The 11383-nt window shown below is 31.9% G+C and carries 14 protein-coding genes; all 14 read right to left on the bottom strand.

Going from position 1 to position 11383, the window contains the following annotated elements; translation table 11 throughout:
• Window positions 1-38 precede the first annotated feature (38 nt).
• The gene (locus MPAN_RS03180) at window positions 39-362 is read right to left on the bottom strand and encodes a hypothetical protein (RefSeq protein WP_176238570.1); all 324 of its coding nucleotides are present in this window, start codon (window positions 360-362) and stop codon (window positions 39-41) included.
• Between the two features lie 207 nt (window positions 363-569).
• A complete protein-coding gene (locus tag MPAN_RS03175) occupies window positions 570-2564 on the bottom strand; it encodes an FAD-dependent oxidoreductase (protein WP_176238569.1) in 1995 nt (664 codons plus the stop codon).
• A 9-nt stretch (window positions 2565-2573) separates the two neighbouring features.
• On the bottom strand, window positions 2574-3680 hold the full coding sequence (locus MPAN_RS03170; RefSeq protein WP_176238568.1) for an NADH-quinone oxidoreductase subunit D: 1107 nt from the start codon (window positions 3678-3680) through the stop codon (window positions 2574-2576).
• Window positions 3677-4267 carry an NADH-quinone oxidoreductase subunit C gene (locus MPAN_RS03165; RefSeq protein ID WP_176238567.1) on the bottom strand — a complete coding sequence of 197 codons (591 nt, stop codon included), beginning with the start codon at window positions 4265-4267 and terminating at the stop codon, window positions 3677-3679. The genes MPAN_RS03170 and MPAN_RS03165 overlap by 4 nt, the downstream gene beginning before the upstream one ends.
• The gene (gene nuoB / locus MPAN_RS03160) at window positions 4248-4826 is read right to left on the bottom strand and encodes an NADH-quinone oxidoreductase subunit NuoB (protein ID WP_176238566.1); all 579 of its coding nucleotides are present in this window, start codon (window positions 4824-4826) and stop codon (window positions 4248-4250) included. The genes MPAN_RS03165 and nuoB overlap by 20 nt, the downstream gene beginning before the upstream one ends.
• Window position 4827: 1 nt before the next feature.
• Window positions 4828-5733 (bottom strand): respiratory chain complex I subunit 1 family protein, encoded by a 906-nt coding sequence (locus MPAN_RS03155; protein ID WP_176238565.1) that lies wholly within the window; start codon window positions 5731-5733, stop codon window positions 4828-4830.
• A complete protein-coding gene (locus tag MPAN_RS03150) occupies window positions 5730-7556 on the bottom strand; it encodes a proton-conducting transporter transmembrane domain-containing protein (RefSeq protein ID WP_176238564.1) in 1827 nt (608 codons plus the stop codon). Before MPAN_RS03150 ends, MPAN_RS03155 begins: the two co-directional genes overlap by 4 nt.
• Window positions 7549-8925 carry a complex I subunit 5 family protein gene (locus MPAN_RS03145; RefSeq protein ID WP_176238563.1) on the bottom strand — a complete coding sequence of 459 codons (1377 nt, stop codon included), beginning with the start codon at window positions 8923-8925 and terminating at the stop codon, window positions 7549-7551. The genes MPAN_RS03150 and MPAN_RS03145 overlap by 8 nt, the downstream gene beginning before the upstream one ends.
• Complete coding sequence (locus MPAN_RS03140) at window positions 8922-9257, bottom strand: sodium:proton antiporter (RefSeq protein ID WP_176238562.1); 336 nt, start codon at window positions 9255-9257, stop codon at window positions 8922-8924. The genes MPAN_RS03145 and MPAN_RS03140 overlap by 4 nt, the downstream gene beginning before the upstream one ends.
• Window positions 9254-9967 (bottom strand): Na(+)/H(+) antiporter subunit B, encoded by a 714-nt coding sequence (locus tag MPAN_RS03135; RefSeq protein ID WP_176238561.1) that lies wholly within the window; start codon window positions 9965-9967, stop codon window positions 9254-9256. Before MPAN_RS03135 ends, MPAN_RS03140 begins: the two co-directional genes overlap by 4 nt.
• The gene (locus MPAN_RS03130) at window positions 9964-10215 is read right to left on the bottom strand and encodes a Na(+)/H(+) antiporter subunit B (protein ID WP_176238560.1); all 252 of its coding nucleotides are present in this window, start codon (window positions 10213-10215) and stop codon (window positions 9964-9966) included. Before MPAN_RS03130 ends, MPAN_RS03135 begins: the two co-directional genes overlap by 4 nt.
• A complete protein-coding gene (gene mnhG / locus MPAN_RS03125) occupies window positions 10202-10531 on the bottom strand; it encodes a monovalent cation/H(+) antiporter subunit G (RefSeq protein ID WP_176238559.1) in 330 nt (109 codons plus the stop codon). The genes MPAN_RS03130 and mnhG overlap by 14 nt, the downstream gene beginning before the upstream one ends.
• Window positions 10518-10790, bottom strand: a complete 273-nt coding sequence (locus tag MPAN_RS03120) for a cation:proton antiporter (RefSeq protein WP_231756809.1) — start codon at window positions 10788-10790, stop codon at window positions 10518-10520. The genes mnhG and MPAN_RS03120 overlap by 14 nt, the downstream gene beginning before the upstream one ends.
• Window positions 10787-11269 (bottom strand): Na+/H+ antiporter subunit E, encoded by a 483-nt coding sequence (locus MPAN_RS03115; protein ID WP_176238558.1) that lies wholly within the window; start codon window positions 11267-11269, stop codon window positions 10787-10789. The genes MPAN_RS03120 and MPAN_RS03115 overlap by 4 nt, the downstream gene beginning before the upstream one ends.
• Window positions 11270-11383: the final 114 nt, after the last annotated feature.

Here is an 11383-nt window from a genome sequence, read left to right as displayed (position 1 = left end):
AATCTCCTTTTTTTTGTTTTAATTAAAAAGGAGATCAATCAGCAACGACTCACTACTGATCTTAAATGGTTTGGTTTAATTTCAATTGATAACTTAAATAAGGGCATATAATCTTTGTTTTTGATATTCAATGGCATAAATACACCATTAAAATCTATAGACGCAATTTTCTTTAATATAGACACTGCTTCACTAAATATAGCAATGAAGACCATGATATTAAATACGAATATACTAGGCACAAGATAAGCTGACCAATTGATTAGCGTTTCAATTTCTATCTTAGTTGTAATCATAGCATAAGAAAAAGCAAGCAAAGTTGAAATAACGATCAATAAAACATATCTTTTAATTAAGTTCATAACTTTGCCTCCCAACTTTTTTAGCATTCATATTAATAATTTATCTATAATCTTTATAATTCTATTAGTCTTATTATATCACATGTCAATATTTGATTTCTATATGATTTTTTAATAAGCATGCATGACACAATTAGAAAATAAAAACCCTATAAATAGAGCAACTTATTTTAAGTGCTTTTATAGGGTTTATTTTATGCTATATACTTATTTTTTAATTGGTTTTAAAGCTAAATCAGGATTGTTGACTTTAATAGCTTCTCTAATTTCTTTAAAGTAATCTGATGCTTCTGTTTTCTTAGATTTCTTATAAAGATAATCATCAATGCCTATTGCTGCTCTATGTCCATCTGATACTGCTGTGATAATATCTGGTCCTCTATTAATGTCTCCACCAATAAATAACCCTTTAACACCATCAACTTGACCATTCATATCAGCTTTAATTTTGCCTCTAACAAAAGTTATTTTTGATTGAATGTCTTCTGGTAGGTAATCATAGTCTGGTGCTTGACCAATTGAGAAATACACTTGTTTAGCTTTAAGTATTGATTCTTGTGCTTGATCGAATTTAGGATTAAATTTACCTTCTTCATCAAAGACACTTAAACATTTCCAAACTTTTAAGCCTTCAACTTTACCCTTGTTAACAACGATTTCTTGAGGTCCATTACCAAAATGGAATTGAACACCTTCTTGGCCACCTTCTTCAAGTTCTTCTTTACTAGCAGGTAGAATATCTAGGCTTTCAAGTGATGTAAGTTTTACATCAGCTTTTCCAAATTTCATAAGTTGTATTCTAATTAAGTTTCTTGCTACATCAAATGCAACATCACCACCACCTACAACTACAGCCGATTCTTTAACGTTAATATCTTCTATTTTCAAATCACCTCTAGCTAAATCTCTAGTTAAAGGTAGGAAGTCCATAGCGCCAATAACATCTATATGATCAGATCCAGGAATGTTTAGTTTTCTTGCTTTAAAGAAACCTGTACCTAAGAACGTTGCGTCATAATCTTTACTTAATTCATCTAAAGTGATATCTTTACCAATTCTTACATTAGTTTTAAAATTAACACCAATCTTTTTAATGAAGTTAATATCTTTTTCTACTGCATAATCAGGAATTCTATATTGAGGAGCACCATAACTAGCGACGCCACCTGGTCTAGATTTTTCTTCAAATACATCTACTTTATAACCTAGTCCTCTTAAATAATATGCAGCACTAAGACTTGCAGGGCCAGATCCAGCAATTGCGATTTTCGCATCAATGATTTCTGATACTGGTTCGCTAAATATCTTTTCATACATATCATCAGGTGCACTATCAATAATGTATCTCTTTAACCAACGAATCGCGATACCTTCGCCTCTTACAGCGATCGCACAAGCAGTTTCACAGTTATGTGTGCAAACTCTTCCACAAACGCCTGGTAGTGGATTTGTTTCATACATAATTCTCAAGCCACCTTCAATATCATCTTCCCAAATAGCTTTGATGTATTGTGGTATATGCATTTGTACAGGACATGCTGTGGTACAAACACCACATTCAACACATCTGGCAGCTTCTTGTTTAGCAAATTCTTTAGAATAACCTCTGATGACTTCAATATAGCTTTTAACTCTTTCATCTGCACCTATATGATCCATAGGTATTCTCTTTAAATCAAGTAAATCAGTTGTTGCATTTTTAACATAACCTATTTCAACTTCTTCACCTTGCCATGTACTTTCAGGCATCAGTAAGAAACTATCAGGATCAGAGTCTGAATAGATATATTCTTTACTCATTTTTAATGATTCAGTTGTACATGTATCTACACATAGTCCACAAAAACAACATCTACCATAATCAATCACTGGTCTTTGTTGATAAGCTCCTGCAACCATAGGTAAATCAGTTCTTTCAACCATTTTAATCGCGTCAGTTGGGCAAATTGATTCACAAGTTGAACAACCAATACATTTTGACCAATCGTTAACATGAAAACCTCTTAAATTATCTGGTGCAGTTCGTGGATTAGAGTCTAATCTTGATTTTAATTTAATTAATAAATTATCATTTAAATAACTTGCGTTTTTCTTAGTAAAAATTGTATTCATTGGATGAGTTACAGGTTTTTTGAATAGATATTTAAAATGTCTTAGCGGTTTAAATATGCTTGATTTAGGGTATTTTTTCTTTTCGTCCATATTATCCACCTACCGATCTATCTCTGGGGAACATACACCCATCGTGTCTACCCATAGGGCAGCGTCATCAATTCTTGTTCCTGGCATATATTTTTCAATACCTAGTAATCCTTGCGGATAACTAGCGCCACGAACACCTATACGATAAGGATTAGTCCCACCGTTTGAAACCATATAATATCCAAATTCACCCCTAGAAGATTCTATAGGGCTATATACATATCCTTTAGGAACTGTCCAACGCATAGACTGTCCTCTACCTGGTTTAACTCTAACTTCACCCTCAGGCATTTTAGCTAAACACTGTCTAATAATATTTATTGATTGTTGAATTTCTTTTATTTTTATATCTACTCTACATCTAGCATCGCTATATGTAGATGTAGGTACTTCAAATTCTACTTGATCATATCTTGCATAAGGCATGACTTTACGTAAATCATAAGCTTTACCTACAGCTGATCTCATACCAATACCTGTAACACCTAAATCCCAAACAACTTCTTTAGGAAGCATAATAGTATCCTTTATACGCTTAATAATAGATGGGTTATCAACACCTAAGTCACGATACTCACCAAGTCTTGATTCTAAACTGTCAAGAAACTCATGCATGTCTTTTTCAATACCTTTAGGTAAGTCTTGTCTTACACCACCAATAACGATGTATTGGTGATAAACTCTAGCACCTGTGATTTGTTCAAAGATATCAAGAATTAAGTTTCTGTCTGCATGTGCATGATACATTAAGGTATAATTTCCTGTTGGGCCACCAAGGCCACCATATGACATGAGATGTGATGATATTCTAGCAAATTCAAGAATAATCATTCTAATCCAATGTGCACGTTCAGGAACTTCTAATTTTAATAATTTTTCAGCACCAATTGCATATGCCATTTCATTTATATCTGGCTCAGGAACACAAACTCTAGGTATTAAACTAATGTTTTGAACCCATAGTTTTCTTTCCATAGCTTTTTCAAATCCACGATGTAACATACCTGGTAATAAATATGATTTTTTAATAATATCTCCATCGACAAACATATGAACAGATGCATTACCATGCATACCAGGATGTTGAGGACCTAAAAACAATTTCATTTGTTTCATTGTTTTTTACCTCCTCTTAAAGATTCAGCTCTTTGTTTTCTAGCTTCTCTTTTTGCTTGTTTACTTTCCTTTGGATCCTTAACTGAATAGTCTTGAGGATAATCTCTTTGAGGGAATTTCTTATCACTATAAGCTTTTGGATCAAAGTCTTTTCTCAAAGGTGGAATATCATCCCAGCCTTCAAGAATAAGTTGTTTTTCATAATCAGGATTTCCAGGAAAAGCAATTCCAAAAAATTCATGTGCTTCTCTTTCGTAATATTTAGCACCACCAAAAATTGGTAGTATAGAATCCATAACTGGATTTTCTCTATCTATTTTTGTTCTAACTTGAATATATACTGGTTTCTCCCAATTCATTAAAATATAAATTAATTCAAACTTATTTTCTTCTAACCAATCAATTGCACTTAAATAAGATAATTGAATCCAACCAGCACTCTTTAATTTTGTTAATAATAAATGAACTTCATTTTTCTTAATTTCAAAGCTTACTTGGAATTTATCAATAACTTCGCTTTTAACAACTTCAACAGTCCCCTTAACTAAATCATTTACAAACTCTATATTATTCATGGAATTCGTCATGGACAACTACCTCCCCAAGTGAAGTTTTTTGATTTTCTTTATACCATGCATTATTTTCATGATATTTTTTCCAACCAACAGCTGTTTTTCTCTTAATTTGATCCATTAAATCTACAAATCCATTCATAACTGATTCTGTATTAGGCATACATCCTGCAACATATACATCTACAGGAATATATTGATCTAATTTATTAATAACAGCATGAGAGTCATGATAAATACCACCATTGATAGGACAACTACCAAGAGCAACCACATATCTTGGTTCACTCATTTGTTCGTATGTATAAATAAGTCTTCTTAATGTCTTTAATGATAAATAACCTGATACTAACAAAATATCAGCTTGTCTAGGTGTAGCCATTGGCCCCATACCTAAACGTTCCATATCATAAGCTGATGTCATTGCAGGTGGTAATTCTATTGCACAACATCCTGTACAATACATTAACATCCAGAGTGAGTTTCTTCTGAAGAAATCACCAACTTCCCACCATTTACGATCTATTTCTGCCTTCGACAATTTGCTTGCCGGTGTAAATTTTGTGCTTTTCATATTATATCACCCATCCAAAATAGATTGCTATGATTGCTTGTACAACAGCCATTAATAATGGCCATTTGTAGAAGAATAAAACAACCTGATCAATTTTAAATCGTCCATTAACATTTGAAATAAGATTTACAAATGTATAAACGACAGCGTACTTAATTAAGAAGATAAATATATTTGATGCACCACCTAAGAAAAGGTGAACAAATAAACTAACTTCAATAAAAACTGTAATTTCATGCATAATGAATAACATACCTAGTTGTTTTCCACCATATTCAACCATCGGACCTGACGCAATTTCTGCAGGAGCGATATATGTTTCAAATGGTTTCTTACCAAGCATACCCATTAAAGCCAATACAGCTACGATACCACCAAGTGGCAATGCAATGATAAACCAATTGTTACCAGCCATTTGTTGATATAATGCAATTTGAGTTAAAGAACTCGAATCAGCTAATTTAATAATTGTTAAAATGACTACCAAAAATGGAACTTCATAAGCTAACATTGTTGTTAAAGCTCTCATAACTCCAATACTTGCCCATGGATTACCTGATCCACTTGCACTCATTGCCATACCTAACATACCAACTGCTATTAAATATACAAAGATAAAGAAATTATCAAAAGTTTCAAAAGCTAAGAATGATGTTGTCAGTGGCATAAACATAGCAGTACCAATGATACCACCAAGAGCCATAATTACACCAAAATCAAAGATCCAACCATGTGTAACACTTCTTTTAGATAATAATTTAAAGATATCAATGAATTCTTGGTACCATTTAGGTCCATGACGTTTTTGCAATCTTCCGATGATTTTACGATTAACACCCGCAAGTGAAGTTTGTAAAACAAAACCAAATAATGCAATACCTACGCCTAATAATAAATTTAAGATCATAGTGCTTCACCCCACAATAGTGCAATTATGATAAGCATAATCCACAGTAAAGTCCTACCTATGTGATTTGACATAAACAGATACTTACAAAAACTACCTAAATCTTTTACTTTTTGAGCTAAAGCTTGATAGAATAACGTCATCCAATTACTTTGTTTCTCATAAAGTCTTTCTAAAGGAGCATAAAAATCAGTTGTGTAATGTAATAGATGTTCATCATGTACAAAGTTAGCTGCAGTATATGTATCCATTAGTTCAACTTTTCTTGATTTTTTCAATAAGATGAAAATGATAAACGCAATTAATACACCAATGCCAAATACTAAACTAATCAATCCTGGATTAAGAATACTATCGTTTGCTCCAGTAATTGCATATGTAGAAACGCTAATTGGAACGTAGCCAACTTCTACAATGATTTTGTTTATAAAATCTAATATTTTCGCTGGAAATACACCAGTATATATATTTAATCCCATAATGATAAATGTTGGAATCAACATTAAGATTGGTGCTTCTTTAACATGTTTATATTCTGTTAATTCTTGACCTAAGAATAATGCTGCTAAAGGTCTAAACACGTATAAGAATGAACCAATACTACCAAAGAATACTGCTATACCAACAAAGATTAACCCTTTATCAATAACTGCCTGGAAGATAATCCATTTAGAAATGAATCCTCCCATTGGTGGAATACCTGCCATAGAGATAATTGCAATCAAATAAGCTAGATAAGTAATAGGCATTTTATGAATCATACCACCCATTTCTTTCATCTTAGTTGTGCCAGTCACTCTAGCGACTGCTGCAATTGCCATAAATGCTCCTGCACTAGCAAGTGCATGTGCTAAGATATGATATAGTCCACCAGCAAATGCTAGACCGTTCATTAAACTAAATGCAACTAATATATAACCGCCATGACTCATAGAAGAATAAGCTAACAATTTCTTTGCATCATCTTCTTTGATCGCCATTAAAGTCCCAAAGATAATAGATAGGCCACCTAATAGGGCTACCATATAATGTCCAAGAGGTAAATCAAGAACTCCAATGGTTTGTGTGTTTGGTGCAATTTTTATTAATGCAAATATTGCAATAAACGCACCTAATTTAACCAATGCTCCAGATAAAACTGGAGAAAATGGATGTGGTGCATTACCATGTGCAATAGGAAGCCAAATATGAAGTGGAAAAGCTCCAAGTTTTGCAAATGCTGCAATTAAGAACAATATAAATACAATAACTGATGTTGTTCCACTTAAACCAGCTAATCCTGCATTGATATCAAATGTTCCAGTTTGGCTAAATATCATAAAGATACCCAATAATAACGCAACCGATCCAGCAAGTGAAAATCCAAAATAGGAAACCGCTGCTTCTCTACTCTTACCTTGAGGAATCAAGAACATTGTTGTCCAAATAACTAATTCAAAGAAGAAAAATAATTGTAGGAAGTTATTTGTATAAAATGCCCCAATAATACCTGCTAAGCTTAATAAGAATAAGAAATTATAAGAACTTCTATATTTAAATTTATTTATAAAATAAGGATGGAAGAAACTTACCATTAAATAAACAAAGGTAATAATGATTACAAAATAAAACCCAAGATATGACTGTGAAAAAGTGAATCCCGGTAAATAATTAACGGTTGTATCTAAATTCATCGCAAATCCAAAACCAGCAAGTGATACAAATACAAACATTGTTACAAATATTGTGAAAAACGACCCAATATTTGCATTAAATCTTGTTAACACATAACTAATCAAAGCTGACCCAGCTAGAAATAAAATCAATAATTCAATATTAGCCATTATTAACCACCTCCGTAATCGTATCTATAGAATCATCTAAGTTGTTTAAAGGTGTTGAGTATGTACCAAATGTCAATAAAGCAATTGCGATAATAACAAACACAACTTTAAAAGTGACATTATATTTAACTTCTACTTTCTCTTGTCCTTCATACCAGAGTTTCAATAAGAGTTTAACAAAATATATACCTTCAATAAGTGAAGCAACTAAGATCACTGCAATAAGCCAAATTTGATTAAGACTCGCAAGTTCTGTTAAATATCTTAACTTTAACGTAAAGCCAACTAATAAAGGCAATCCCATAACACTTAAAGTTACCAAAGTAAAAGCTAGACCTACTATAACATTTTTAGAAAATAATCCTTGTAGTTTATTAACTTCATCACTACCAACATCTTTAACTGCTTTATTAACAACTAAGAACATAACTAACTTACTTAGTGCATTAGCAACTATCAAATATACAGCCCATATGACAATACCATTAACAAATAGCATCGCAACAATCGCTGCTTGTGCAACAGAGCTATAAAGTAATATCTCTCTTGCCTTGTTAGATGCAAACGCCATTAAATCACCCATAACAATACCTACAGCTAGAATAACCGTAACAACTGTTAATAATGATCCTTCAAATAAGAATAAATTAGTAATCAATCTACCTAATACAAATCCAAAAGCTGCTGCATAAGCACTAGCTATCATAGGACCAGACAACGTATTAGATTCACCTAAAACGCCTTTAACCCAAGAGTTGAAAGGAAGTAATTTCACTTCTACTCCAAGACCTATAAACATTAATAAGAAAGGCAAAATAAGTTGTGAATAATTATTGGTTAATTGTATTTTTTGAATTAAATCAACCATATTTAGAGTTCCAAACATTGCATATAAAATAACGACTCCAAACAAGAATAAACTACTTCCAACAGCGCCTATAATTATATAATGAAATGTCTTAACAGGTTTCTTATTTGATGTTGAGATCAAATAAGCTGCAATTGCAGATATTTCTAAAAATACATACAAGTTAAATAAATCATTAGTTAAGATTAACCCATTTAATCCTGCAATTGCAATTAATAATATACTTGAAAACTTACTGTACTCTTTAATATTTACAAACGCAATAACAACAACCACTGCATTAACGAGCATTAAAGCTATCTTTGAATACGTATCAAGTAATAAATTAATACCTAAAGGTTGATTAAATCCACCAAGGATAACAAACCCTTCAGGAATTAAAAATAATAAAACAACATTAAAGACTCCGACACCTAATAAAAGATATGGTGCAAACTTCTTTAACATAATGGATAAGAATGCCGCTAAAAGCGGAATTGCAATTAATAGTATCGCGCTCATAGTGCTTCCTCCACTTCATCTAAATCAAATGTATGATGTTTTGAATAAATACTTTTTGCTACTGCTAAAGCTAGCGCTGTAGTTCCTACACCAATAACAATTGCTGTTAAAACCAATGCTTGAGGAAGAGGATCTACATAAATTAACCCTGCATCAACTGTAGAAGAAATAATAGGAGCAATCCCATCATAAACAAATCCAATACTGATGATGAATATATTTAAACCGATTTCCATAATGTTTAATGAAATAATCATCTTAATAACATTTTTATTAGTCAATAGACCATAAAAACCAAACACGAATAAGATTATAGCTGCATATTGTATCATATAAGTTCCTCCTCTGTAAGGAAGTTATCTACGATTCCAGATATTTCACTACCAACTTTTAACCCTATTAATACATAAATGATTGGAATGATACCAGCACTTAATAGTGAACCGACTGTTCCAACAGGTATAAAGTTTTGTAAGAAATAATTGGCAAACAATAATCCAAGCAATCCGATAATGACAAATAGACTACCTGCAGTTCCTTCTAAAATCTTAAATCCTTTAATATTACTTCTGAATTGATCATCAGCAAGATACATCAATAAAATAGCACTTGCAATGATAGCTCCACCAGGGAAACCTCCACCAGGAGTTAAATGACCATGAAGAATGATATATAAACTTGTCATTAAAATAATAACAAATAATACTTTTGATCCTACTCTTAACATAAAATTAGGTTTAAATTTTAAATCAAGTCGTTTTTGTTTACCAGATCCACCAAGTATTAACGCAACACCTAAAGCACTTATTAATAACACTGTAACTTCACCTAATGTATCAAATCCACGATATCCAACTACTACTGCAGTTACGATATTAGCAGATCCTACATCATCAATATTAGCTTGGTCAAGATATTGATCAGAAACTCTATCAGCTAAATCTACTTCTCCAAATTTAGGAAACGATGCACTATTACTTAAAGCTAAGATAATAATGACTCCAAGAATAATTGAAATTACTAAACCAAATAGATTTTTCATTTTGCTTCCCTCTTTTCTACAGATAATAGAGTGAAAACAAATAGAGCAGTTACTAGACCACTACCGATAACAGCTTCAGTAATAGCTACATCAGGAGCTTTCATTAAAACAAAAGATACAACTGCTAGCATACTTAAAGCTGATAAAAATATGACTGCTTTAATTGGTTTCTTAGAATTAATAGCTAGAAAAGCTATGACTAATAATAAGACTCCTACAACTAAAGAAATGATATCAAACGTTGTCATGATCTTCACCTCTATCTTTCAAATCATCTATAACCAAATTATCTGGTATATTATTTGATTTATATGTCGCTTTAGCAATTACACTTGATCCAATTGGATTAGAAATAGCAATAAAGACAATAATTAATATAATCTTTGCTGTCCAACTAGGATTCGCAAATGCAACACCTATCAAAATCGAAAAAGCTCCTAAAGTAGTTGCTTTAGTGCCCGCTTGAATTCGATTAAACGTGTCTGGCATTCTTAGTACACCAAGTCCACCTAAAAAGAAGAATAAGCCTCCTATAGTCATAAAAACATAACTAATTATTTCCATAGTTTTTACCCTCCAAATATCTAGAAAATACAACTGTTTCAAGAAAAGCCAATATAGCATAAACAATGGCTATATCTAAATATAAACTGCTCTTAAATACAGATGCTAATACGACGATTACACCAATAACAATCATATTAAACGTATCAAGTGATACAACTCTATCACTCAATTTTGGACCTTTAATCATTCTAACTAAGGTAAATAAAATACCAAAACCCATTAAAGAAAAAACCACAATATCCATAACTTCAATCATTTAAAGATACCTCCCAGGATTTTTTCAAAAGGCCCAGAAATATTTTTACTTATTTCTACCTCGTTTTTGTTTTTAACATCAACACTATGAACATAAATATATTCACCTTCTACATCAATTGACAACGTACCCGGGGTAAGTGTAATTGAATTTGCTAATGTTAATTTTCCTAAATCACTTTTTATATCCGTTTTTACTTTAACTATTCCCGGATTTAAAGGGATTTTAGGACTGAGAACTCTTCGTGCCATATCAAGATTTGCAAGAAGTAGTTTCCAAATGAATACTGGGATATAAATAAATACAAATTTGACCAGTTTAATTGGCAAAGTTACATCAACATTAAAATCAATGTACTTAAACAATATGAAAGTCAATACCGCACTTACTGCACTTCCCAAGATCACTTCTTCTACTACAAAACCTGCTAAAAGCAGATAAATCAATAGTAAAGTGACAAAAGTAGTAAAATACTTCATTTCCATCCTCCTAAAAGTTTTATATATTAAGCATAAGTAAATAACGACAACATTTTATTGTCAATATTGTCAATGAACTTATGGGTAACTCAAGAATTGCTTTAGACTCGAAAT

It is taken from the genome of Mariniplasma anaerobium (assembly GCF_016865445.1).
Taxonomy (GTDB): Bacteria; Bacillota_I; Bacilli_A; order Acholeplasmatales; family Acholeplasmataceae; genus Mariniplasma; species Mariniplasma anaerobium.
The sequence above is the reverse complement of the archived record's forward strand: the minus strand, read 5'-3'. Positions and strand labels throughout refer to the sequence as shown.

Coding starts and splice junctions, on each gene's coding strand:
- mnhG (WP_176238559.1), bottom strand. CDS start 10,531: ATGGAAATAATTAGTTATGTTTTTATGACTATAGGAGGCTTATTCTTC.
- MPAN_RS03150 (WP_176238564.1), bottom strand. CDS start 7,556: ATGGCTAATATTGAATTATTGATTTTATTTCTAGCTGGGTCAGCTTTG.
- MPAN_RS03135 (WP_176238561.1), bottom strand. CDS start 9,967: ATGAAAAATCTATTTGGTTTAGTAATTTCAATTATTCTTGGAGTCATT.
- nuoB (WP_176238566.1), bottom strand. CDS start 4,826: ATGAAAAGCACAAAATTTACACCGGCAAGCAAATTGTCGAAGGCAGAA.
- MPAN_RS03155 (WP_176238565.1), bottom strand. CDS start 5,733: ATGATCTTAAATTTATTATTAGGCGTAGGTATTGCATTATTTGGTTTT.
- MPAN_RS03165 (WP_176238567.1), bottom strand. CDS start 4,267: ATGACGAATTCCATGAATAATATAGAGTTTGTAAATGATTTAGTTAAG.
- MPAN_RS03115 (WP_176238558.1), bottom strand. CDS start 11,269: ATGAAGTATTTTACTACTTTTGTCACTTTACTATTGATTTATCTGCTT.
- MPAN_RS03170 (WP_176238568.1), bottom strand. CDS start 3,680: ATGAAACAAATGAAATTGTTTTTAGGTCCTCAACATCCTGGTATGCAT.
- MPAN_RS03145 (WP_176238563.1), bottom strand. CDS start 8,925: ATGAGCGCGATACTATTAATTGCAATTCCGCTTTTAGCGGCATTCTTA.
- MPAN_RS03175 (WP_176238569.1), bottom strand. CDS start 2,564: ATGGACGAAAAGAAAAAATACCCTAAATCAAGCATATTTAAACCGCTA.
- MPAN_RS03130 (WP_176238560.1), bottom strand. CDS start 10,215: ATGACAACGTTTGATATCATTTCTTTAGTTGTAGGAGTCTTATTATTA.
- MPAN_RS03140 (WP_176238562.1), bottom strand. CDS start 9,257: ATGATACAATATGCAGCTATAATCTTATTCGTGTTTGGTTTTTATGGT.
- MPAN_RS03120 (WP_231756809.1), bottom strand. CDS start 10,790: ATGATTGAAGTTATGGATATTGTGGTTTTTTCTTTAATGGGTTTTGGT.
- MPAN_RS03180 (WP_176238570.1), bottom strand. CDS start 362: ATGAACTTAATTAAAAGATATGTTTTATTGATCGTTATTTCAACTTTG.